This is a genomic window from Streptomyces similanensis, assembly GCF_039543625.1.
Classification (GTDB): domain Bacteria; phylum Actinomycetota; class Actinomycetes; order Streptomycetales; family Streptomycetaceae; genus Streptomyces; species Streptomyces similanensis.
In genome coordinates, this window is record NZ_BAABKC010000135.1 from 14,978 (window position 1) to 39,033 (window position 24,056).

Here is a 24,056-nt window from a genome sequence, read left to right on the forward strand (position 1 = left end):
CGACCATGCCCCCCACCCGGTCCACCCCGGCCGTGCCCCGGACCCGCCCCGCACGCCCGGCCCGCCCCACCGTCCGCCGGCCGGCCCGGCTCACGGGCCGCCGCCCGGCGCGGCTGCCCGTGATCCGGGTGCGCCGCCAACTGCCCACCAGCCCCTGGCTGTTCGCCGCCCCGGGGCTCCTCGTCACCGGTGTGTTCATCCTCTATCCGTTCCTGTCCACGGTGGCCAACGCCTTCACCGACCGCCGCACCCTTGTCCCCGGCCGCTTCGTCGGGCTCGCCAACTTCCGCGAGCTGCTGCACGACGACATGTTCTGGATCGCCCTGCGCAACAGCGTGCTCTACATCGCCGGCGTCGTCCCCGCCCTGGTGATCCTGCCGCTGCTGCTCGCCCTGCTGGTGCAGAAGAACATCCCCGGCATCGCCTTCTTCCGGTCCGCCTTCTACACCCCGGTCGTCGCCTCGATCGTCGTCGTCGGCCTGATCTGGGTGTGGCTGCTGGACGAACGCGGCCTGGTGAACGCGCTGCTGCAGACCGTGGGCCTGGACCGGGTCGGCTTCCTCAGCGACCAGTGGCTGCTGCTGATCAGCGCCATGACCGTCACGGTCTGGAAGGGCCTCGGCTACTACATGATCGTCTACCTCGCCGCGCTGGCCAACGTCCCGCGCGAACTGCACGAGGCGGCCGCCGTGGACGGCGCGGGCGCGGTGCGCCGCTTCCTCACCGTCACCGTGCCGGCCGTCCGCTCCACCATGGTCCTGGTCGCCGCGCTCTCCTCGGTCGCCGCCTTCAAGGTGTTCTCCGAGGTGTACCTGATGGCCGGGCCCAGCGGCGGACCGGCAGGCGAGGACACCACCCTGGTCATGCTCGTCCAGCGCACCGGCACCGGACTGTCCGGCCGGGTCGGCTACGCCTCCGCCCTCTCCCTGGTCGTCTTCGTCGTCACCGTCGTCCTGATGCTGCTCGTCCTGCGCGCCGACCGGAAGGAGGAGTCATGAGCACCGCCGACACCCCGGCCGCGCAGCCACCCGCCGCGCAGCCACCCGCCGCGCAACCCTCCGCCGCGCGGCCACCCGCCGCACCGGCCGCGCGGCCACCCGCCGCCCGGACCCGCAGGTCCCGCCTCACCGACGAGAACGGCCGCCGCGTCCCCGTCTGGGAGCTGGTCCTGCGCTACGCGCTGCTGCTCGCCGTCCTCGCCCTGACCGTCGGCCCGTTCCTGTGGCAGCTGTCCACCTCGCTCAAGGGCCCCACCGAGGACATCTTCAGCTCCCCGCCCAAGTTCCTGCCCGGCCATCCCACCCTGCACAACTACGAACGGGTCGCCGACACCATCCCGGTGTGGGACTACGCCCTGAACTCCCTGAAGGTCGCCGCCGCCAACGTCGTCACCAACTGCGTCGGCTCCGCCCTCGCCGGCTACGCGCTGGCCCGGCTGCGCTACCGGGGCCGCGGCGCGACCACCCTGGTCTTCGTGCTGGCCATGCTCGTGCCCGCCGAGGGCATCATCATCGCCCAGTTCACGACGATGCGGGAACTCGGCCTGAACAACACGCTCGTCGGCGTGGTGCTGCCCGGCGCCGTCGCCGCCCTGAACGTGCTGCTGATGCGCAACGCCTTCCGCAACCTGCCCTACGAGGTGGAGGAAGCCGCCTACGTCGACGGCGCGAACGTGTGGCAGCGGTTCTGGCGGATCGCGCTGCCCTCGGTCAGGGGCACCCTCGCCGTCGTCGCGATCTTCGCCTTCATGGGCGCCTGGGACGACTTCCTGTGGCCGCTCATCGTGCTCAGCGACCCCTCCAGATTCACCCTGACCATCGGCCTCAACTACCTGCACGGCACCTTCGCGGGCGACGAACGCCTCGTCGCCGCCGGCACCGTCATCGCCGTGGCCCCGCTGATCGCCCTCTTCGCCTGCCTCCAGCGGTTCTTCTTCCGCGGCGTCGGCGAGGGCGCCGTCAAGGGCTGAGACCCCGGCCGCCCCGACCGCCGTACCCCACCCCGCAAGGACCCCGTATGCCTGCTGCCGTGCGCTTCGGCGTCAACTACACCCCGAGCCAGGGCTGGTTCCACCACTGGCTCGACTTCGACCTCGACGCCGTCCGCGCCGACCTCGACTCCATCGCCGCGCTCGGCCTGGACCACATCCGCGTCTTCCCGCTGTGGCCCTACTTCCAGCCCGACCGCGCCCTGATCCGCCCCCGCGCCGTGCAACAGCTGGTCCAGCTCGTCGACGCGGCCGGCGAACGCGGGCTCGACGTCAACGTGGACGCGCTGCAAGGACACCTGTCCAGCTTCGACTTCCTGCCCGCCTGGACCCGCACCTGGCACCGCCGCAACCTGTTCACCGACCCCGAGGTCCTCGACGGCCAGGCCGCCTACCTGCGCACCCTGGCCGCCGCCCTCGCCGACCGGCCGCACTTCCTCGGCATGACCCTCGGCAACGAGATCAACCAGTTCTCCGGCGCCCCCCACCCCGACCCCGACCGGGCCACCGCCGAGCAGATCGACGCCTGGCTGGAACGCATGCTCACCGCCTGCGAGAAGGGCGCCCCCGGCAAGCTCCACCTGCACGCCGAGTACGACGCCACCTGGTACCGCGACGACATGCCGTTCACCCCCGCCCAGGCCGCCCGGCACGGCGCCCTCACCGCCGTCCACTCCTGGGTCTTCAACGGCACCGCCCAGCGCCACGGCCGCACCTCCGTGCCCACCGAGCAGCACGCCGCCTACCTGATCGAGCTGAGCAAGGCGTGGGCCGAGGACCCGCACCGCCCGGTCTGGCTCCAGGAGGTCGGCGCGCCCGCCCCGCTGATCCCCGCCGAGCACGCCGCCGCCTTCGCCGAGGCCACCGTCGCCGCCGCCCTGGACTGCCCCGACCTGTGGGGCGTCACCTGGTGGTGCTCGCACGACGTCTCCCGCCGCCTCGCCGACTTCCCCGACCTCGAATACAGCCTCGGCCTGCTCACCAACGACCGCCGGCCCAAGGACATCGCCCGCGCCCTGTCCCGCGCCGCACGCGCCGCCCGGGAGCGCCCCACCGCCCCGGCCCCGCGCACCACCGCCCTGACCGTCCCCGCCGACCCGGCCGCCCGCTCCCGCTGCGCACCCGGCGGCGACGTGTTCGAGGCGTTCTTCCGGCTGACCGCCGACGGCGCCCGCCCCACCACCGTCCTCGACACCCACGCGGCCGACGGCGCCCATCTGTCCGCCCGCGGCATCACCGAAGTCGTCACGTCCGACCAGGTACTCCCCCACCCGCAAGGAGGCCCCCGCTCGTGAACCCCACCCGACGCACCGTGCTGCTCGCCGCCGCCGGCTCCGCGCTGCTGCCCGCCCTGCCCGCCACCGCGACGGCCGCCCCGAGGGCCGCGGCCGCCCTCCAGCCGTACACCTCCTACTGGTACCCCGACTCGCTGCCCGCCGGCAGCCCCGGCGCCGGCATCACCTGGCGCAGCCTCAAGAGCTGGCGCGCCGCCGCCGACGCCGATCTCGCCTTCAACGCCGCCGCCGTCCCGCTCGCCCCCCGCTTCACCCCGGTCCCCGCCAACGCCACCGCCCGCGCGGACCAGGCGCGGATCCAGTCCCTGGTCTCCTTCGGGCCCACCGCGGGCAACCCGTCGCAGGGCTCGGCCACCGCCGACTCCTACGCCCTCACCCATTGGGCGTACCTGGACGAACTGGTCTTCTGGGGCGGCTCGTCCGGCGAGGGACTGATCCTCGCCCCGATCGCGCCGATCGTGGACGCCGCCCACCGGCACGGCGTGCCCGTCCTCGGCAACGTCTTCCTGCCGCCCGCCGCCTACGGCGGACAGCTCCAGTGGACGCGCGACCTCGTGCAGCGGGACGCCGCCGGGCACTACCCGCTCGCCGCCCAACTCGTCGCCGTCGCCGCCGCGTACGGCTTCGACGGCTGGTTCGTCAACGCCGAGACCGGCGGCGGCGACAGCGCCCTGGGCGCCGCCATGCTCGGCTTCGTCAAGGAGCTGAAGGCCCTCGCCGCGGCCAAGGGGCAGCGGGTGACCTGGTACGACGCGATGACCGTGAACGGCTCGGTGAGCTGGCAGGGCGCGCTGAACGGACAGAACCAGGCCCTGTTCCAGGCCGCCGACGCCATGTTCCTCGACTTCCGCTGGAGCGCCGGCACCCTCGCCGCCTCCGGGCGAAAGGCGGAGCAACTGGGGCGCGAGCGCTACGAGTTGTGGGCCGGCGTCGACGTGGAGTCGAACGGCCCGGACACCTCCGTCGACTGGGACGCGATCGTGCCCGCCGACGCCCCGCACACCACCTCCCTCGGCCTCTACCGCCCCGAGCAGACCCGCAACCACCTGCCCGCCGGCCACACCCCGGACGACTTCCACGCCGCCGACGACCGGTTCTGGACCGGCCGCTCCCTGGACCCGGCCCGCCCCGACACCACCGACCGCTGGCGGGCCCCCGCCGTCTTTGTCGCCGACCGCTCCACCGTGACCTCGCTGCCGTTCGCGAGCGTCTTCAGCACCGGCCACGGACTGCGCTGGTACGAGGACGGCGCGGTCGCCTCCGACACGCCGTGGAACCACCTCGGCCTCCAGGACCGGCTGCCGTCCCGCCGCTGGGTCGTCCGCACCGGCGGCGAACGGCCCACCGTCGCCTTCGACTTCGCCGACGCCTGGCGCGGCGGCAGCAGTGTGCTGGTGGCCGGCGCGCTCGACGAGCCCGCCGTGCTCGACCTGTACGCCACCCGGCTGCCGATCGGCCCCGACACCGTGGTCGAGCTGACCCACCGCGCGGAGACCGGCGGCGTGCGGGTCGAGCTGGCCGTCGCCACCGCCGAGCCGGACGCGGCCGGGGCGGCCCCACCGTACACGTATCTCCCGCTGCCCGCCGGGAGCGGCGACGGCTGGCGGACCACGGCCGTCCGGCTCACCGGCCTGTCCGGCACCGTGCACGCGCTCGGCGTCCGCCTCACCGCCGCCGACGGCGGGCCGGTGCGCTGGCGGCTCGGCCGGCTCGCCGTCCGCGACCGCGCCACCACCCCGGCCGCCCCCACCGGCGCGCGGATCACCGCCGCGTCCGGCGGCGACCTGCGCCTGGCCTGGAACCACCCGGCGCCCGGCACGGTCCGCCACTACACCGTGCACCGCGTGCTGCCCGACGGCACCCGCCGCTTCCTCGGCGGCACCTGCCAGCGCGCCCACTTCGCCGGCGGCCTCACCCCCGCGCCGGGCGAACGCGCCGCACGGTTGGAAGTGCGCGCGGTGGGGGAGCTGTACACCTCGTCGGCCCCCGCGACCGTCACCCGCGCCTGGTGACCCCCACCCGGTGCCCCGCACCCCGGTAACCACCCGCCGATCCGCCCGCTGACGTACGACCTACGGAGCATCCCGCATGCATGACGACCGCAGCCTGGTCGAAGCCCGCCTCAAGCGCGTCCTGGACGAGCGCGTCCGCCCCGCCGTGTACCCCGAGTCCGTCCCGCTGGACGTGGCCGTGTGGCACGCGCCCGGCGAGCCGGTGCCGGTCGCCGAGGGCCTGGCCGCCGAGCCCGCGCCGATCGAGGTGGGCGCCCGCTGGGGTGCTCCGTGGGGCACCAGCTGGTTCCGGGTCACCGGGACCGTCCCCGAGGCGTGGGCCGGGAAGACGGTGGAGGCCCTGCTCGACCTCGGCTTCGACGAGAACATGCCCGGCTTCCAGTGCGAGGGCCTGGTCTACCGGCCCGACGGCACCCCCGTGAAGGGCCTCAACCCGCGCAACCAGTGGGTGCGGATCGGCGCGCCGGTCGCGGGCGGCGAACAGGTGCGCCTGCACGTCGAGGCCGCCTCCAACCCGGTCATCCTCGACTACCACCCCTTCCTGCCCACCCGGCTCGGCGACAAGGAGACCGCTGGCAGCGACCCGCAGTACACGCTCACCCGCATGGACCTCGCCGTCTTCGACGAGACCGTGTGGCAGCTCGTCATCGACCTGGAGGTCCTCGGGGAGCTGATGGGCGAGCTGCCGGTGGACTCCCCGCGCCGCCACGAGATCCTGCGCGCCGTGGACCGCGCCCTGGACGCCGTCGACCTCCAGGACGTGAACGGCACCGCCGCACGCGCCCGCGCGCGGCTCACCGGCGTCCTCGCCGCGCCCGCGGTGCCCTCCGCGCACCGGATCAGCGCCGTCGGGCACGCGCACATCGACTCCGCCTGGCTGTGGCCGCTGCGCGAGACCGTCCGCAAGGTGGCCCGCACCACCTCCAACATGACCGCCCTGCTGGAGGACGAGCCCGACTTCGTCTTCGCCATGTCCCAGGCGCAGCAGTGGGCCTGGATCAAGGAGCACCGGCCCGAGGTATGGGCGAAGGTGAAGAAGGCGGTCGCGGACGGGCGGTTCGTGCCGGCCGGCGGCATGTGGGTGGAGTCCGACACCAACATGCCCGGCTCGGAGGCGATGGCCCGGCAGTTCGTGCACGGCAAGCGGTTCTTCCTCGACGAGTTCGGCATCGAGAACGACGAGGCGTGGCTGCCCGACACCTTCGGCTTCGCCGCCGGACTCCCGCAGATCATCAAGGCGGCCGGCTCCACCCGGCTGCTGACGCAGAAGATCTCCTGGTCGCAGACGAACCGGTTCCCGCACCACACCTTCTGGTGGGAGGGCATCGACGGCACCCGGATCTTCACCCACTTCCCGCCCGTGGACACCTACAACTGCTCCATGAAGGGCGGCGAGATCGCCCACGCGGCCCGCAACTTCAAGGACAAGGGCGTCGCCCGGCACTCCCTGGCGCCCACCGGCTGGGGCGACGGGGGCGGCGGCACCACCCGCGAGATGGTCGCCAAGGCGGCCCGGCTGCGCGACCTGGAGGGCTCGGCGCGCGTGGAGTGGGAGACCCCGGCCGCCTTCTTCGACAAGGCCGAGGCCGAGTACCCCGAACCGCCCGTCTGGGTCGGCGAGCTGTACCTCGAACTGCACCGCGCCACCCTCACCAGCCAGGCGAAGACCAAGCAGGGCAACCGGCGCAGCGAGCACCTGCTGCGCGAGGCCGAGCTGTGGGCGGCGACCGCCGCCGTCCGCACCGGATTCCCGTACCCTTACGAGGAGTTGGACCGGATCTGGAAGACGGTGCTGCTGCACCAGTTCCACGACATCCTGCCCGGCTCGTCCATCGCCTGGGTGCACCGCGAGGCCCGCGCCACCTACGACCGGATCGCCGCCGAACTGGACGCGATCACCGAGGCCGCGCAGCGCGCGCTGGCCGGCGAGGGCACGACGGAACTGGTCTTCAACGCGGCCCCGCACCCCCGCGCCGGCGTCCCGGCGGGCGGCGCGGCCGCCCCGGCCGCCCCGGGCGGCACCCGGCTGACGCCCCGCGAGGACGGCGGACACGTCCTGGACAACGGCCTGCTGCGGATCGCGGTCGACGCCCGCGGGCTCGTCGTCTCCGCCTACGACCTGGAGGCCGACCGGGAGACCGTCGCCCCGGGCCGCGCCGCGAACCTGCTCCAACTGCACCCCGACTTCCCGAACATGTGGGACGCCTGGGACGTGGACGAGTTCTACCGCAACACGGTCACCGACCTGACCGACGCCGACGAGGTCACCGCGGGTGAGGACGGCGCCTCGGTGCGGATCGTACGGTCCTTCGGCGCCTCCCGCGTCACCCAGGTGCTGTCGCTGGCGGCCGGGGAACGGCGGCTGGTGCTGGACACGGAGGTCGACTGGCACGAGACGGAGAAGTTCCTCAAACTCGCCTTCCCGCTGGACGTGCACGCCGAACGGTACGCCTCCGAGACCCAGTTCGGGCACTTCCACCGCCCCACCCACACCAACACCTCCTGGGAGGCGGCCAAGTTCGAGGCGTGCAACCACCGCTTCGTGCACGTGGCCGAACCCGGCTGGGGCGTCGCGATCGTCAACGACTCGACGTACGGCCACGATGTGACCCGTACCGTCCGGGCCGACGGCGACCGGGGCACCACCACCACGGTCCGGGTGTCGCTGCTGCGCGCCCCGCGCTTCCCCGACCCGGAGACCGACCAGGGCGTCCACCGCTTCCGGCACGCCCTGGCGCCCGGCGCGGACATCGGCGACGCGGTCCGCGAGGGCTGGCGGATCAACGTGCCCGAGCGGCGCCTGACCGGGGCCGGCGAGGTCGCCCCGCTGGTGACGGTGGACGACCCGGCGGTGGTCGTCACGGCGGTCAAGCTCGCCGACGACGGCAGCGGCGACGTGGTGGTCCGCTTCCACGAGGCGCACGGCGGCCGGGCCCGGGCCACCCTGACGGCCGGCTTCGCCCACGCCGGGGTCACGGCGACGGACCTGCTGGAACGGCCGCTCGCCGAGGCCGCCGCCCCTGAGCACGACGGCGAGCGGATCACCGTACGGCTGCGCCCGTTCGAGCTGGTGACGCTGCGCTTCCGGCGCGCCTGATGACCGTGGCCGGTCGTGGGGCGGCCGGCACGCCGCCCTACGGCCGTCCGTCCGCCCCGGCCACGCCCGCCTCGCTGAGCGCCAGCCACACCCGGTCGCGGGTGAGCGGGAGTTCGGTGAAGCGGATGCCGGTCGCGTCCCGCAGGGCGTTGGCGAAGGCGGGCGCGACCGGGTTGAACGGGCTCTCGCTCATCGACTTGGCGCCCAGCGGGCCGATCGCGTCCGCCGTCTCCATGAAGTGCACCTCGGTGCGCGGGACGTCGGCGTACTGGGGCAGCCGGTAGCGGCGGAAGGCGGCCGTCTCCACCGCGCCGGTGCCGTCGATGCGGACGTTCTCGAAGAGGGTCGCGCCGAGCGCCTGGGCCACCCCGCCCTCGACCTGGCCGCGGCACTGCATCGGGTTCATCACCTTGCCCGCGTCGGCGGCGTGCACGCTGCGCAGGATGCGGATCTCGCCGCTGCCGGGATCGACGGCCACCTTGAACCACTGGGCGTTGAAGGCGACCGAGCGCGGGGTGCCGCCGAAGTGCCCGTCGGCGGCGAACTCCACGCCGACCGCGCGGGCGGTCTGGTGCAGTTCCTTGAGCGTCAGCCGGCCGCCCGGGTGCAGCACGGCCTCCTCCGCGAGCGCGCACTGGTCGCGCGGGACGCGCAGGTGCGCGGCGGCGAAGTCGAGGAGCATGTCCGCGAGGGCGCGGGCGGCGCGCAGGGTGGCCTTGCCCGCGACGACGGTGCCGGTGGAGGCGAAGGCGCCGGTGTCGTGGCGTACGACGTCGGTGTCCGACTGGCGGACGGTGATCCGCTCGACGGTGGTGGCGAGTTCGCCGGCCGCGATCTGCTGGTGCACGGTGGTGGTGCCGTTGCCGAACTCGGCGGTGCCGACCGCCAGATCGAAGGTACCGTCGCCCAGCAGGGTGGCCCTCGCGTCGGCGATGTGGCCGCCGGGCGGGCCGGTCGCGATCATCGCGAGGGCGGCTCCCTCGCCCACCAGCCAGCCTTCCGGGGCCGGCTGGCCGGCGTCGGTCTGCGCCTGCGCCCGGCGGACGATCCCCACGCACTGGTCGAGGCCGTAGCTCGCGATGTGCAGATCCTCCTCGTGGCCGCCGGGAGTGGCCATCGGCTCGTCGGGGCCGATGACGTTGCGGGCCTTGAACTCCAGTGGATCGAGGTCGAGTCGGCGGGCCAGTTCGTCGAAGGCGGACTCGACGGCGAACATCACCTGGCCGAGGCCGTAGCCGCGGAAGGCGCCCGCCGGGACGGTGTGCGTGTACACCGAGTAGGCGTCGACCTTCTTGTGCCGGGCGCGGTAGACGGCCATGGACTCGCCGACGCTGTGGAACATCACCGCCGGCCCGTGGTTGCCGTACGCCCCCGTGTTGGCGACCACCCGCAGCTGGAGCGCGGTCAGCGTGCCGTCGCGGCGGGCGCCCGCCTTGACGTGGACGGTGAAGGGGTGGCGGGTGGTGGCCCCGTAGAACTGCTCGGCGCGGGTGTACTCCAGCTTCACCGGGCGGCGCAGCCGCAGCACCGCCAGCGCCACGACGTCCTCGACCAGCATCTCCTGCTTGCCGCCGAAGCCGCCGCCGACCCGGCCCGCGACCACCCGCACCCGCTCCTCGGGCAGGTCGTACAGGGCGCACAGCGCGCGGCGGGTGAGGAACGGCGTCTGGGAGCTGGTGCGCACGGTCAGCCGGTCGTCCTCGTCGAACCAGGCGAGAGCGCCGTGCGTCTCCAGGCTGGCGTGCTGCGCCCGCTGGGTGCGGAAGGTCTCCTCGTAGACCAGGTCGGCCTCGGCGAAGCCGGCCGCCACGTCGCCGATCTCGCCGTGCGCCTCGCCGACCACGTTGGCCCGCGGCCGCGCGATCCGGGCGGTGGCCGCGTCCTTGTCGTGCACGACGGGCGCCCCCGGCCACATCGCCTCCTCCGGGTCCAGCACCGCGGGCAGCACCTCGTACGTCACCTCGATCCGCCGGCAGCCCTCCTCGGCGGCGGCCTCGCTGTCGGCGACGACGGCGGCGACGCGCTGGCCGATGTAGCGCACCGTGTCGTCCAGCACGCGGGTGTCGTCCGGGTCCTCCTCCGGGTGCTCGTGCCGGGCGGTGGAGAAGTGCCGTTCGGGGGCGTCCCGGTGGGTGAACACGGCGTGCACGCCGGGCACGCGCAGCGCGGCGGAGGTGTCCACGGCGACGACGCGGGCGTGGGCGTGCGGCGAGCGCAGCAGCTTCATGTGCAGCAGGCCGGGCACCTCCACGTCGAAGGTGTAGCGGGCGGTGCCGGTGACGACCTGCGGCCCGGCCGGGGCGGGCAGGCTGCGGCCGACGCTCTCGCCGGGCGCCGGCGCCTCGACGTTCTTCACCCCGCGCACCGCGTCCTCGATGGCCCGGTAGCCGGTGCAACGGCACAGGTTTCCCTTGAACGCCCGGGGCAGATCGGCGAGTTTGTCCTCGTCCAGGGCGGCCGTGGTCATCAGGAAGCCGGCCGTGCAGAAGCCGCACTGGAAGCCCTGCGCGTCGAGGAACCGCCGCTGCACCGGGTGCAGTTCGCCCTCGGGCGAGGCCAGGCCCTCGACGGTGGTGACCGTGCGGCCGTCGGCGCGGAAGGCCGGGTACAGGCAGCTGTGCACCGGCTCGCCGTCGACGTGCACCGTGCACGCGCCGCAGTCGCCCGCGTCGCAGCCCTTCTTCACGCCGAACCAGCCGCGCTCGCGCAGATACGTGCGCAGGCACTGGCCGGGACGCGGGTCCTCCTCGTGCTGCCGGCCGTTGACCTCGATCTTCATCGTGTCGCCCCTCCCAGCTCCCGGCGGATCTCCTCCGCGTACCGGAACGTCATGTGCCGCCGCCACTCGGGCAGCCCGTGGATGTCGTCGAACCACTCGCCGTCGGCGACGGCCGAGCCGAGCGCCGACCGCAGCGCCCCGGCCGTCGGCGGCAGCGGGAACCACAGCCGCACCGGCCGGACCGTCGCGGCGGTCACCGTCACCGCGAGCGAGCCGTCCACCGGGTCCAGCGCCCCGATCACCAGCACCCCGGAGCGCCCCAGCCCGTACAGCGACGCCTGCCGGAAGGCCGTACGGCAGCCGAGGGCGCGGGCGGGCAGGGTGACCGAGCGCAGCAGCTCGCCCTCGGCCAGGACCTTGCGGCCCGCGCCGGTCACGAAGTCGGCGACCTTCACCCGGCGGCGCGCGCCGTCCTGCGCGATCAGCAGACAGGTTCCGTCGAGCGCCGAGGTCAGCGAGGTCATCGGCCCGGCCGGCAGGGCGTTGCAGAGGTTGCCGCCGACGGTCGCCATGTTCCAGATCTTGAACGAGGCGAGGAACGCCCGGCAGCACTGCTCGAACAGCGGCGCCGCCTCGGCGGGCAGCGCCTGCGCGAACCGGGACAGCTGGGCGATGGTGCAGGTGGCCGCGATCTCCAGCGAGCCGTCCGGCTGCCGTCGTACGGGCGTCCAGCCGGTGCGGCTGAGGTCGACCAGGCGGCGCAGGTGGGGCTGCGGCTCCGAGAACAGATAGGTGCCGCCGCCCAGCCAGGCGTCGCCCGGCCGCCAGGGCGCGGGACGCCGGGCGTCGCGAATCTCCACCACCGTGTTGAGGTCCATGGCCGGAAGTGAAGCAAGCCGGAGGGGGTCGCGACGACTGGTTCACAGCACGGAAACCCACTTGTTCCAGGCCCGTCTCCTGGTGAATCAACCAAGAGGCATACCGCTCGTGTGCTCTTGCATTTACCATGCGATGACTCGTATCCACCTGGTGAATGTGAGATGCCGGACGACAAGACCCCGCTGCCCGGCGCCCGCACGAGGAGCCGGAACATGCACGTCGAACACCTGTTGCAGGACGAGTCCCTGGGCCTGCGCCTGCTCTGGGCCGAGGACGCGCTGCTGCGCCGGGAGATCGGCGGCGTCACGGTGACCGACCTGGAGGACCCGGCCCGCTTCGTCCGCCCCGACGAGGTCGTGCTCAGCGGGCTCGTCTGGTGGAGCGCGGACGAGGGGAGGGACAAGGCGGAACGATTCGTCGCCGGGCTGAAGGACGCCGGCGCCGTCGCGCTGCTGGCCGGCGAGGAGACCCACGGCTCGGTCCCCGCCGACCTGGTCGAGGCGTGCGCACGGCACGGGCTGCCGGTCGCGGGCGTCCCCGCCCATGTGATGTTCCGCGCGATCACCGACAGCGTGTACCTGCGCCAGTGGGGAGAGCTGGGCCGCGGACGGGCGCTGCCCGAGCACGTGCGCGGCCGGCTGAACCGGCTGGTCGCGCAGGACGCCGACCCGGCCCTCGTCCTCGCCGCCGCCTTCGCGCACCTGGACACCGTCGCCGCCTACGTCCTGACCGCGACCGGCCGCACCGTCGCCGCCACCCCGGGCGCCGACCCGCTGCCGGCGAAGGCGGCCGCCGCGCTGCCCGGCGGCGACAGCGGCACGACGGCGCCGGTGGAGGCCGACGCGGTGCCCGGACCGTACGAGCGCTGGTGGCTGCACCTGCCGGACGGGGCCGCCGCGCCGCCCCTGCTGCTGCACGAGATCACCGCCGTCCTCGGCCGCTGCCAGACGGCGCTGATCCGCCGCCGCGCCGCCGGACGGCGCACCGCGGACGCGCTGGGCCGGCTGCTGACGACGGCCACGGCCACGACCGCCGCCGCGGCCGGTGACACGGCCGCGGCGCTGCGGGCCTGCGGGCCGGCGGCCGAGGGGCCCTACCGGGTGGTCGTGGCGACCACGACGGCGCGGGGCGCGAACGCGGCGGCGCGGGGCGCGAACGCGGCGGACGGCGCCGCGCCCCGGCCTGCCGAGGCACGGGGCCCGCGGGCACGCGAGACCGACCCGGCGTCGGGCCCGGCCCCCGGTCCGGCGGCCCCGTCCGTGCCCGCGGCACAGAGCGCGCTCGCGGAGGCCGTCGCGCACACCGGCGCGCCGCTCAGCGCGGTGGGACGGCTGCCCGACGGGACCGCGTTCGCGGTCGTGCCCGAGGACGCGGCCGCCGAACTGGCGCGGGCCTGGCCGCTGGTGGCCGCCGCCGACCCCGGAGTCCTGCTGCACGGCGGCCTCGCCGCACCGGCCGCCGACGCGAGCGCGCTGCCCGGCGCCCTGGCCGAGGCCCGCTACGCGCTGACCGCCGCGCGCACGAGCGGCGCGGCCGCTTCCGCCCTGACCGACGTCACCAGCCTGACCAGCCTGGACACCCTGCTCACCGGCGTACCGGCCGAGGTCCGCACCGCCTACAGCCGCACCGTCCTCGGGCCGCTGCTCGACCCGGCGAACGCCTCCGCCGCCGCCCTGCTCGACACCCTGCGGATCTTCCTCGCCCACGACGGCTCCTGGGCCCGCACCGCCGAGGCCCTGCACCTGCACGTCAACACCGTCCACTACCGGATCCAGCGCATCGAGCACTTCACCGGCCGCGACCTGTCCCGGCTGCGCGACCGCCTGGACCTGTGGGCGGCCCTGCTGTGCCACGCCGACCAGGACGCCGACGGAGCCGCTACGACCGCTCGACGTGCACGTTCGTCGACTTCACCCGCGCGACGACCGTGACCCCCACCGCCAGGCCCAGCTCGTCCACCGCCTCCCGGGTCACCAGCGACACGATCCGGTGCGGCCCGGCCTGCACCTCCACCCGCGCCACCACCTCGTCCACCGCGAGCGCCGTGACGATCCCGGTGAACGCGTTGCGCACCGACGTCGGCGGACCGGCCGCGACGGCCCGCTCGTCCTCGGCCGCCCGCTCCCGCACGAACCGCGCGAGCCCCGCCCCGTCGATCACCCGGTTGCCCGCGCCGTCCCGCCCCATCGGCAGCCGCCCCGCGTCCGCCCACCGGCGCACGGTCTCCGGACTCACCCTCAACAGGCGCGCGGCCTGACCAATGCTGTACATGGGCACCCGGGAAACCTTAGGGCCTGTCCGGGGCGCCCCCGCCGTCCGCCCACACGCCAGGCGGGGGTCCGCCCCGGTCCCCAACGCCGTGCTGCTCTGGCCCCCCGGTACGCCGCCGCCGTCGCCCGGCTCCGTGCCGGGGACACGAGATGCGGGACGAGGACACCGCCTGTAAAGGGGTGTACGGGCGGCGCGGGTCGTGGCAGCCGCCGCACTGCCGGGGGAACTGGCCCGGGCGGCCTGCCTCGTGGCCGGGGTCCGGCCGCCCGGGTGGGCGCCGGCGGGCGCCGAGGCGCTGGTGCTCGCGGTGCTGCTGCGGGAAGCCTGGGTGCCGCGCGCTTCGTACGTCGCCGCGCGCGCCCGCCGCGCGGGCCGCCGGGCAGCGCGACGAGCCGCCGTACGAGAGGCGGTGCCGGCTTCCACAACGGCCCGCTCGGCCTGTCCGCGAAGACGTCCGGCGGCGTGGACATGGGCTTCGACCGGGAGCCCGGGGGCACGTTGAACTCCGTGACGACCGGGGGCAGAGCTACTACGGAGGAGCGGGAGCCGTGCCGTGCGCTGTCGGCGGCATGGTGGTCGGCCAGGCATCGGAGTCCGCCTACCAGGACGCCACCAGTTGACGTCCGGTCATCACCCAGAATGAAGGAGTTCCCGTGCACCCGAGCACCGACTCGACTGTACTGGCCTACAAGGGCCTCAGCGGCATACCCCTCTGGCTCCTGGTCGGCATCGCCGTGATCGTCCTCGTGGCGTTCGCGATACGGAGCCGGAACGGCAGGTAATCCCCCTTCCGCCCGCTTGCGTACCCCGCTGGACCGTCCCGGCTGCCGACTCACCCGGGACGGTCCACCGCTGCCGACCCGCCCGGGACGGTCCAGCGGGGTACGGGAACAACCCCTCGCCCACCCCCGAGATCACCCGGACGAGTGGCAGCGGCCCCGCCGCGCCCCCCGGCGGGCCGGGGGGCGACCGGGAGCACGGTAAGCAGGGAACCCCTGCCCGCACCCGCGCCCCGGAGTGACGACGTGGACGCCTACGCCACGCACGAACCGGCGACCGCCGCCACCGGCGAACCGGCGTCGGACGCCGTCGTCGTCGGCGGCGGGGCCGCCGGGCTCTCCCTCGCCCACCGGCTGGCGGCCGTCGGTTCCCTCACCGTCACCCTCGTCGAGGCGCCGGACGGGCCGCGGCGGCCGGCCGAACGGACCTGGTGCTACTGGGACCGGGGCGCCGACGACCTGGACGAGGCGGTCGGCGCCTCCTGGACCCGGCTGCGGGTGCACGGCGCCGACGGCGCCCCCGTCACCGTCGAGGCGTGGCCGTTCAGTTACCGCATGATCCGCTCCCCGGCGCTGGAACGACTGGTGCACGACCGGCTCGCCCGCACCCCCGGCGGACGCCTCCTGCGCGCGACCGCCGACACCGTGCGCACTGCCACCACCGCCGACGGCGCGCGGGCCGAGGTCGACTGCACGACGCCCGACGGCCGGCGGCTCACCCTGCGCGCCCGCCACGTCTTCGACTCCCGGCCGCTGCCCGCCGAGCCGCCCGCCCGGACCCGGCTGCTCCAGCACTTCCGCGGCTGGTTCGTGCGCACGGACACCGCCCGCTTCGACCCCGCCGTCGCCGATCTGATGGACTTCCGGGTGCCGCAGCCGCGCCACGGCCTCGCCTTCGGCTACGTCCTGCCACTCGCCCCCGACCGGGCCCTGGTGGAGTACACCGAGTTCTCCCGCACCCCGCTCACCGCACCCGCCTACGAAGCGGCGCTCGCCCGCTACACCCGCGACGTGCTCCGGCTCGGCGCCTTCACCGTCGAGGCGGCCGAACAAGGCGTCATCCCGATGACCGACGCCCGCTTCCCGCACCGGGACGGCGCGGTCGTCCGGATCGGCACCGCAGGCGGCGCCACCCGCCCCGCCACCGGCTACACCTTCGCCGCCGTCCAGCGGCAGAGCCGGGCCGTCGCCGCCGCCCTGAGCGCCGGACGCGCGCACACGCCCCGCCCCCACCGGCGCCGGACGCTGGCCATGGACGCGGTACTCCTGCGCGCCCTGGACACCGGGCGGATCGACGGCCCCGCCTTCTTCACCACCCTGTTCCGCGACGTCCCGCCGCACCGCCTGCTGCGCTTCCTCGACGGCGCCACCACCCTGGGCGAGGACTGGTCCGTCGGCCTGTGCTGCCCCGTCGTCCCCATGCTCCGCACCGCCCTCGAACTGCCCTTCCTGTCCCGCCGCCCCCTCGCGCCCCGAGCCGAAGAGAGCCACCGATGACCCTGCTGCGCGACCACGACCTGGCACGCGCCTTCGACCACGCCTCCCACAGCTACGACCGCCTCACCGCCCTCAACCCCGGCTACCGCGCCGACCTCGCCCGCTCGGCGCGCCGCCTCCGGCTGCCCCGGGGCGGCGCCGGACTGCACCTCCTCGACCTCGGCTGCGGCACCGGCGCCTCCACCCGCGCCCTGCTGACGGCCGCGCCGCACGCCCGGATCACCGCCGTGGACGCCTCCTCGGGCATGCTCCGGCGCGCCCTCGCCAAGCCCTGGCCGGACCGGGTGCGCTTCCTCCACCTGACCGCCGAGGAGGTGGCGGGCGCCGAGGAAGGGCCGTTCGACGCGGTGTTCGCCGCCTACCTGTTCCGCAACGTCACCGACCCGGACGCCGTCCTCGCCGCCGTACGCGCCCTGCTGCGGCCGGGCGGCCGGCTCGCCGCGCACGAGTACAGCCTCAGCGGCGCGGCCGCGCACCGCGCCCTGTGGACGGCCGTGTGCCACGGGGTGATCATCCCGGCCGGCACGCTCAGCGGCGACCGCGCCCTCTACCGCCACCTGTGGCGCAGCGTCCTCGCCTTCGACACCGCCCCCGAGTTCGCCGCCCGGCTCACCGGCGCGGGCTTCACCGGCGTACGCGCGGTTCCCGTCGCCGGATGGCAGACCGGCATCGTCCACACCTTCCTCGCCCGCGCGGACACCGCCGCGACGACGCGGACCGGCACACGGACCGCCACACGGACCACCCGGTGAACGCCGCCCCGCGCCGGACCGCCCGCCGGGGCCGCGACCGCAAGGCAGAGATCCTCTTCCCGGCGCCCGGCCGGGACCGCTTCCCGCACACCGACGCGCCGAGCGTCGCCGTCGCGGGCGGCGGCATCGCGGGCCTCGCCGCGGCCACCCTGCTGGCCGAACGCGGCGCCCGCGTCACCCTCTACGAACAGCACGACGCGCTCGGCGGCCGCCTCTCCGGCGAACGCACCCGCCTCGCCGACGGCTCCCGGGCCACCATGAGCCGCGGCTTTCACGCCTTCTTCCGGCAGTACTACAACCTGCGCGGCCTGCTGCGCCGTACCGACCCCGGCCTGGACCGGCTGCGCCCGCTGCCCGACTACCCGCTGCGGCACAGCGGCGGACTGACCGACAGCTTCGCCCGCGTCCCGCGCACCCCGCCCCTCAGCGCCCTCGGCTTCGTCGCCCTGAGCCCCGCCTTCGGCTGGCGCGACCTCGCCGCCATGGACGCCCGGGCCGCGCTGCCCCTCCTGGACGTCCGCGTGCCCGAGGTCTACGCCCGCTTCGACGCGGTCAGCGCCACCCGCTTCCTGGAAGGCGTCCGCTTCCCCGAGGCCGCGCACCACCTGGCGTTCGAGGTGTTCTCCCGCAGCTTCTTCGCCGACCCGCGCGAGCTGTCCGCCGCCGAGCTCATCCTGATGTTCCACATCTACTTCCTCGGCTCGGCCGAGGGCCTCCTCTTCGACGTACCGGACGAGCCCTTCCCGCAGGCCCTGTGGGAACCGCTCGGCGACTACCTCGGACGCCTGGGCGCCCGGGTGCGCACCGGCACCGCCGTACGCGCCGTCCGGCCGGAGACCGGCGGCGGCGTCACGGTGCGCACCGACACCGCCGTCCACCCCCACGACGCGGCCGTCCTCGCCTGCGACCCCGGAGCGCTGCGCGCGCTCGTCGCCGCCTCGCCCGGCCTCGGCACGCCCGACTGGCGCGCCGCCGTCGCCGCCCTGCGCACCGCCCCGCCCTTCCTCGTCTCCCGGCTCTGGCTCGACCGGCCGGTCCGAGCCGACCGCCCCGGCTTCCTCGGCACCAGCGGGTACGACGGCCTGGACAACGTCAGCGTCCTGGACCGCTACGAGGGCGAGGCCGCCCGCTGGGCCGCCCGCACCGGCGGCTCGGTGGTCGAACTGCACGCCTACGCCGTCACCGGACCGGCCGACCGGCGGGCCGTGCGGGACCGCCTCCTCGCCGGCCTGCACCGGGTCTACCCGGAGACCCGGCAGGCCCGCGTCGTCGACGCCCGGCACGCCTGGCACGCCGACTGCCCGCTGTTCACCGTCGGCTCGCACGCCCGGCGGCCCGCCGTGGCGACCCCGCACCCGCGGGTGGTGCTCGCCGGGGACGCGATCCGCTGCGACCTGCCCGTGGCCCTGATGGAACGCGCCGCCACCACCGGCTTCCTGGCCGCCGGCGCCCTGCTCGCCGCCTGGGGCGTCCGCGGCCAGACCCTGTGGACCGTCCCGCGCGCCGGCCGCACCCCGATCCTCCGCGCCCTGGCCGCCACCCACCGCTGACCGCCGCGGCGGCCCACCGCCGACCGGTCAGCCCGGGAAACGCCCCGTGCTGCGCAGTTCCCAGCGGCGTTCGGCGTAGGCGAGGTCGTCGCGCCACAGGCGGGCCGCCGTCCGGCGGACCAGGGGGCGCAGGGCGGGGGCGGCGGCGCGGGCCAGGGCGAAGCCGCGGCGGTCCGAGGCGGCGACCACCGCCTCGATCACGGCGGTACGCGGCCGCCCGTCCGCCGCGCCCGTCAGCGGCGTGGCGTGGGTCTCCACCACCGACCCGGCGCCCTCGCCCCCGGTGATCCGCATGACGACCGTACGCGGTCCTGGAGCCGTGAACTCCGCCCGGACCGGCACCACGCACCGCCCCGCCACCCGGAAGGAGACGTCGACGACGAACACGTCGTCCGCCTCGCCGCGCGGCGGCCGGGCCACCGTCAGGTCCACGAACGAGTACGGGTGGAACCACGCGCCGTGCCACGGGTCGAGCCGGTTGGCCACCACGTCCTGCGGCTCGCACCGCCCCACCGCCGTGTACACGGCGTCCAGCGCGCCGCCCGGCGCCGGCCGCCGCGGCACCCGGGGCAGCCGGGTCGGCTCCTCGCCGCCGACCGCGTCCAGCCGCACCCACACCAGCACCCCGTCGTCGTGCACCGGATACGGCTCCCAGCCGGCGAACGGCCCGCCGTCCAGGGCCAGTCCGTGCCAGTGGCACACCAGCGTGCCGCACACCACCCGGCTCTCCCGCAGCGGCGCCCCCAGGTGCGGGCAGACACCCGGGCCCGCGTGCGGCTCGCCGCCCTCCGCCCGCCACAGCACGACCTCCGCCCCGCCGACCGTCCGCCCGAACGGAGGCCCACCGGCCCGTACTTCCCGGGAGGCGGCGACGACGTACCAGTTGCCCGACGGACGCGCCGACGCCCGCTTCAGCGCGTCGGCGATCAGTGCCGGGCGGGCCTGCCGCCAGGTCGGCGGCTGCGCCGCCCAGTCCGCCCGGCCGCCCGGCCGCCGTCGCAGCGGCGGCCGCCAACCGGTGCGCCCCGTCGGGTCGTTCACCGCACCGGCCCCTTCCACTCCAGCGCCGCGGCCTCAGCGGCCTCAGCGGGCGCCGCCGCCGCACGCACCCCGCGCGCCCGCCAGCGCGCCCCGGCGATCTGCACCGCCCCGGAGGCGGCGACGGCCGCGCGGCGGGTGCGGGAGACCGCGGCGCGCCGGTGCAGCACCGTGTACCGCTGCCCGGCGATGGCGTCGAGGATGCCCCCGTAGAGCGTGAACGCCGTACGGATGCAGGGCCGCACCCGCGGGTCGAGCATGGCGATGCCCGGCTCCGCCTCCCGGTACACCCCCCGCGTCAGCGCCTCCGCCGCCACCAGCGCCGCCCGGATCCGCGCGTCCTGCCGTCCGGTACGGCGGCTCCACTCCAGCAGCGGCCGGTCCACCCCGTGCGCGGCGAGCAGGTCGGCGGGCAGGTAGACGCGGCCCCGGTCCAGGTCCTCGCCCACGTCCCGCAGGAAGTTGGTGAGCTGGAAGGCCACGCCCAGGGCGGCGGCGTGCGGCGCGGCCTCGGACCGGGGCACGACCGTGCCCAGCACCGGCAGCATCTGCAGCCCGATCACCGCCGCCGAGCCGTGCATGTACGCCCGCAGGTCGGCGTAGGTCGGATAGTCCGTGACGTCCAGGTCGGCGCGCATCGAGGCGAGGAAGTCGGCGAACAGGGTGTGCTCGATGCCGTGCCGCTCGGCGGTGTCGGCCACCGCGCGGACCACGGGCTCGGTCCCGCCGCCGGTGCGCAGCGCGTGCGCGAGGTCGCTCTCCAGCAGGCGCAGCAGCCGGTCCCGCTCCGACGGCGTACGCCCCCGCTGGAGGTCGTCCACGATGTCGTCGGCCCAGCGCGCGAAGCCGTACAGCGCGTGCACCGCCGAGCGGCGTTCGAGCGGCAGCAGCCGGGTGGCCAGGAAGTAGGTCCGGCCGTGGCGGGCGTTGAGCCGGCGGCAGTGGGTGTAGTCGGCGCGCAGCGCGGGGTCGGTGATCCGCGCGGCGTCCAGTTCACGCCGGGTCATGGGCTCCCTCCGCGAGCGGTACGGCCGCGGTCCGCGCGCGGAGCGGTGCGGCGCGGTGGGTGAGGGGGCGGGCGCCGCCGGTGATGCGGGCGGCGGCGAGCTTGCCGCTGACGAGGACCGTCGGCACGCCGACGCCCGGGGTGGTGCCGCAGCCGGCCAGGACGGCGTTCTCCAGTCCGCGCACCAGATTGCGCGGCCGGAACGGACCGGTCTGGGCGAAGGTGTGCGCGACCGAGAACGGGGTGCCCGCCGCGTGGCCCCCGGCCGTCCAGTCCAGCGGCGTCACCAGCAGCTCCTCCCGCACACTGCCCGCGAAACCGGTCAGACCCCGGCGCTCCAGCTCGGCGACCAGGCTGTCGCGGTAGCGCGGCCCGAGGTCGCGCCAGGCGGCCGCGCCGGGGCCGACGTCGGTGTTCGGGCAGGGCGCGAGCACGTAGTGGAGGTGGCCGCCGGGCGGCGCGAGCGCCGGATCGTGCGCCGTCGGGCGGGTGATGAGCAGCGACGGGTCGCTCATCAGCCGCCCGGTGCGGGTCAGTTCGTCGAAGGTGTCTTCCCAGGCCGCGCCGAAGGACAGGGTGTGGTGCGCCAGGCCCGGCCAGGTGCGGTCGCAGCCGGCGTGCAGCACCACGGCGGAGGGCGCGTGCCGCAGCCGCACCGGGCGGCGCGGGGCGCGGCCCAGCAGCCGGTGCGCGGCGGCCAGCTCGCAGCTGAGCACCACCGCGTCGCAGGCGATCCGCTCACCGGAGACCAGCCGTACGGCCCGCACCCGGCCGGCCGCGCACTCCAGGTCGCTCACCTCGGCCGACCAGCGCAGCTCTGCGCCCGCGTCGGCCGCGGCGGCCGCCATGCCGCGGGGCAGCGCGTGCATACCGCCTTTGGGGAACCAGACGCCGGCCACCGTGTCCATGTAGGCGATCACGGCGTACGCCGCCAGCGCCCGGGCGGGGGCGACCCCTGCGTACAGGGCCTGGAAGGTGAAGACCCGGCGCAGCCGGGGGTCGCGCAGGAAGCGGCCGATCCGCCGGTCGAGCCGCCCGAAGCCGCCCAGCGCGGCCAGCCGCGCCAGGTCCGGGTGCAGCAGCTGGAGGGGCGAGTCGAAGTTGGCGTCGATGAAGCGCCGCATCTGCGCCCGGTACAGCAGGGTGAGCCAGTCGCGCAGCGCGCGGTAGCCGGCGGCCTCGACGGGACCGGCGAAGCGCCGCACCTCCGCCTCCATCGCCTCGGCGTCGGTGTGCACGTCGAGCGAGCTGCCGTCGGCGAAGGCGGCCCGGTAGGCCGGGTGCAGGGGGGTGAGTCCGACATGCCGGTCGAGGCGGTCCCCGACGGCGGCGAAGGCCTCGTCGGCGAGGTGCGGCATGGTCAGCACGGTCGGCCCGGTGTCGATCTCGTAGCCGCCGAGCCGGACCCGGCCGGCCCGGCCGCCCGGACCGGCCTCGCGTTCGACGACCGTCACCCGCCGGCCCGCGCCCAGCAGGTGCAGGGCGCAGGCGAGGCCGGACAGCCCGGCGCCCACCACGACGACGTGCCCGGTCGGCCCGGGCACCGTCCTCACGGTGCCTTCCGGACGCGGCCGGGGGCTTCGGCCGCCGGGGGCCGGGGTCGCAGCATGGACAACGCTCACTCGCTCTCGGTGACCCGCACGGCAGTGCGTGGGCCGCGCGCGCTCGCGCGGATGCGCTGATCCCTGCCCCGCGCGGACCCCTTCGCGCGGCACCCTCACTCCACCGGCCCAGCGGCGTACCGCCCGGTGCGCTCAGTCGCGGCCCCGGGCGTGCTTGAAGCGCGCCAGGCCCTCGGCGAGGTCGACCACCGGGTGCGGGTAGGCGAGGCCGGCCCGCCGCTCCTCGGGCAGCCGCCACGGCTCGTGCACGAACCGGGCCTCCACGTCGCGCAGTTCGGGCACCCAGCGGCGCACGTACGTGCCGTCCGGGTCGTAGCGCTTGCCCTGGACGACGGGGTTGAGGACCCGGTGGGGACGGGTGTCGGTGCCGGTGCCGGCCGCCCACTGCCAGTTGAGCTGGTTGTTGACGACGTCCCCGTCCACCAGCAGGTCGAGGAAGTGCCGGGCGCCGGTCCGCCAGTCCACGTACAGCGTCTTGGTCAGGAAGCTCGCCACCAGCAGCCGGGCCCGGTTGTGCATCCACCCCTCGTGGCGCAGCTGGCGCATCGCCGCGTCGACCAGCGGATAGCCGGTACGGCCCTCCCGCCACGCGGCGACGTCCCCGGCCGCCTCGTCAAGGCCGCGCCAGTGGTCGTCACGGGTGCGGTAGTCCCGTACGGAGGCGTCCGGACGGGCCGCGAGCACCTGATGGTGGAAGTCGCGCCAGCACAGCTGCCGTACGAACGCCTCCGCGCCCGCACCGCCGTGCTCCCGCGCCCGCCGGACCAGCTCGACCGGCGAGAGCGTCCCGAAGTGCAGATGGGGCGAGAGCCGGGAGGTGCCGTCGCCGCCGAGGTCGTCGTGCCGGTCCTCGTAGGCGGCCACCCCCGAGCGCAGCCACCGGGACAGCCGCTCGCGCCCGGCCTTCTCGCCGCCGGCGGGCAGGGCGGGGGAGAGGCCGGACAGGTCGTCGCGGGCGGGCAGCGGCGCGCCGCGCACCGCCTCGGGCACCCGCACGGTGCGCGGCGCCGGGCGGGCCTCCCGCAGCCGCTCGGTGGACCAGCGGCGGAAGTACGGGGTGAAGACGGCGTAGTGGTCGGCGCCGGACGGCACCAGGGCGCCCGGCGCGACGGCGGTGATCACGGCGTCGTGCACCCGCAGGTCGACGCCCCGGCCGCCCAGGTGCTCGCGCAGCCGCCGCTCGCGCCGCTGGGCGTAGCCGGTGACGCCCGCGGCCAGGTGCACCTGGCCGGCGCCGCACTCCTCGGCCACCGCCGCGACCTCGCGGACCACCGGGCCGTCGCGCACCACGAGCCGGCCGCCGCGCCGGCGCAGCCCGGCGTCGAGGTCGGCCAGGCAGTCGGCGAGGAAGGCGGCGCGGTTGGGCACGTCGAACCCGGCCGCGTGGATGCCGGGGTCGCGGACGAACAGCGGGACGACCTCGTCGGCGGCGGCGAGGGCGGCGCGCAGCGGCGGGTGGTCGTGCAGCCGCAGATCGGAGGTGAACAGGACGACGGCGGCGGTCATGGCGTCACTTCCGGTGCGCGGTCGGCGGAGAACGGTGGGGGGGTGG

Annotated in this window: 17 protein-coding genes; 10 read left to right on the forward strand and 7 right to left on the reverse strand. The window is 75.6% G+C overall.

From position 1 onward, the window contains the following. The first annotated feature begins 5 nt into the window (after positions 1-5). From ABEB07_RS36375 to ABEB07_RS36395, 5 genes are all read left to right on the forward strand, one after another. Positions 6-998: a carbohydrate ABC transporter permease gene (locus ABEB07_RS36375; protein WP_239146515.1), complete on the forward strand. Its 993-nt coding sequence runs from the start codon at positions 6-8 to the stop codon at positions 996-998. Continuing rightward, positions 995-1,969, forward strand: coding sequence for a carbohydrate ABC transporter permease (locus tag ABEB07_RS36380; protein WP_345672323.1), 975 nt, complete (start codon positions 995-997; stop codon positions 1,967-1,969). The genes ABEB07_RS36375 and ABEB07_RS36380 overlap by 4 nt, the downstream gene beginning before the upstream one ends. A 47-nt stretch (positions 1,970-2,016) precedes the next feature. Then, positions 2,017-3,282, forward strand: a complete 1,266-nt coding sequence (locus tag ABEB07_RS36385) for a glycoside hydrolase 5 family protein (protein ID WP_345672325.1) — start codon at positions 2,017-2,019, stop codon at positions 3,280-3,282. Further along, positions 3,279-5,294 carry an endo-beta-N-acetylglucosaminidase gene (locus ABEB07_RS36390; protein WP_345672327.1) on the forward strand — a complete coding sequence of 672 codons (2,016 nt, stop codon included), beginning with the start codon at positions 3,279-3,281 and terminating at the stop codon, positions 5,292-5,294. Before ABEB07_RS36385 ends, ABEB07_RS36390 begins: the two co-directional genes overlap by 4 nt. A gap of 76 nt (positions 5,295-5,370) precedes the next feature. Next, on the forward strand, positions 5,371-8,391 hold the full coding sequence (locus ABEB07_RS36395) for an alpha-mannosidase (RefSeq protein ID WP_345672329.1): 3,021 nt from the start codon (positions 5,371-5,373) through the stop codon (positions 8,389-8,391). 37 nt (positions 8,392-8,428) lie between these two features. Here ABEB07_RS36395 and ABEB07_RS36400 read toward each other — a convergent pair whose 3' ends face one another. Both ABEB07_RS36400 and ABEB07_RS36405 read right to left on the reverse strand, forming a co-directional pair. Next, on the reverse strand, positions 8,429-11,170 hold the full coding sequence (locus tag ABEB07_RS36400; protein ID WP_345672330.1) for a molybdopterin-dependent oxidoreductase: 2,742 nt from the start codon (positions 11,168-11,170) through the stop codon (positions 8,429-8,431). Next, entirely contained in the window at positions 11,167-11,988 is an 822-nt protein-coding gene (locus tag ABEB07_RS36405; protein ID WP_345672332.1) for an FAD binding domain-containing protein, read from the reverse strand. Before ABEB07_RS36405 ends, ABEB07_RS36400 begins: the two co-directional genes overlap by 4 nt. A 213-nt stretch (positions 11,989-12,201) precedes the next feature. Between ABEB07_RS36405 and ABEB07_RS36410 the strand changes: the two genes are divergently transcribed. After that, the gene (locus ABEB07_RS36410) at positions 12,202-13,920 is read left to right on the forward strand and encodes a helix-turn-helix domain-containing protein (protein ID WP_345672334.1); all 1,719 of its coding nucleotides are present in this window, start codon (positions 12,202-12,204) and stop codon (positions 13,918-13,920) included. On the opposite strand, the gene ABEB07_RS36415 is transcribed toward ABEB07_RS36410, so the two are convergent. Next, entirely contained in the window at positions 13,868-14,266 is a 399-nt protein-coding gene (locus tag ABEB07_RS36415; RefSeq protein ID WP_345672335.1) for a TOBE domain-containing protein, read from the reverse strand. The two genes, ABEB07_RS36410 and ABEB07_RS36415, sit on opposite strands and share 53 nt — an antisense overlap. Positions 14,267-14,913: 647 nt before the next feature. Here ABEB07_RS36415 and ABEB07_RS36420 point away from each other — a divergent pair. From ABEB07_RS36420 to ABEB07_RS36435, 4 genes are all read left to right on the forward strand, one after another. Then, entirely contained in the window at positions 14,914-15,042 is a 129-nt protein-coding gene (locus ABEB07_RS36420) for a hypothetical protein (RefSeq protein WP_275404910.1), read from the forward strand. A 243-nt stretch (positions 15,043-15,285) separates the two neighbouring features. After that, positions 15,286-16,536, forward strand: a complete 1,251-nt coding sequence (locus ABEB07_RS36425; RefSeq protein ID WP_345672337.1) for a lycopene cyclase family protein — start codon at positions 15,286-15,288, stop codon at positions 16,534-16,536. Continuing rightward, a complete protein-coding gene (locus ABEB07_RS36430; RefSeq protein WP_345672339.1) occupies positions 16,533-17,288 on the forward strand; it encodes a methyltransferase in 756 nt (251 codons plus the stop codon). The genes ABEB07_RS36425 and ABEB07_RS36430 overlap by 4 nt, the downstream gene beginning before the upstream one ends. After that, on the forward strand, positions 17,285-18,838 hold the full coding sequence (locus tag ABEB07_RS36435) for an FAD-dependent oxidoreductase (protein WP_345672340.1): 1,554 nt from the start codon (positions 17,285-17,287) through the stop codon (positions 18,836-18,838). Before ABEB07_RS36430 ends, ABEB07_RS36435 begins: the two co-directional genes overlap by 4 nt. Before the next feature lie 27 nt (positions 18,839-18,865). On the opposite strand, the gene ABEB07_RS36440 is transcribed toward ABEB07_RS36435, so the two are convergent. From ABEB07_RS36440 to ABEB07_RS36455, 4 genes are all read right to left on the reverse strand, one after another. After that, complete coding sequence (locus tag ABEB07_RS36440) at positions 18,866-19,879, reverse strand: DUF5914 domain-containing protein (protein ID WP_345672341.1); 1,014 nt, start codon at positions 19,877-19,879, stop codon at positions 18,866-18,868. Next, a complete protein-coding gene (locus tag ABEB07_RS36445; RefSeq protein ID WP_345672343.1) occupies positions 19,876-20,883 on the reverse strand; it encodes a phytoene/squalene synthase family protein in 1,008 nt (335 codons plus the stop codon). The genes ABEB07_RS36440 and ABEB07_RS36445 overlap by 4 nt, the downstream gene beginning before the upstream one ends. Beyond that, entirely contained in the window at positions 20,870-22,435 is a 1,566-nt protein-coding gene (gene crtI / locus ABEB07_RS36450) for a phytoene desaturase family protein (protein WP_345672344.1), read from the reverse strand. The genes ABEB07_RS36445 and crtI overlap by 14 nt, the downstream gene beginning before the upstream one ends. A gap of 201 nt (positions 22,436-22,636) precedes the next feature. Further along, positions 22,637-24,010, reverse strand: a complete 1,374-nt coding sequence (locus tag ABEB07_RS36455) for a cryptochrome/photolyase family protein (RefSeq protein WP_345672345.1) — start codon at positions 24,008-24,010, stop codon at positions 22,637-22,639. Positions 24,011-24,056: the final 46 nt, after the last annotated feature.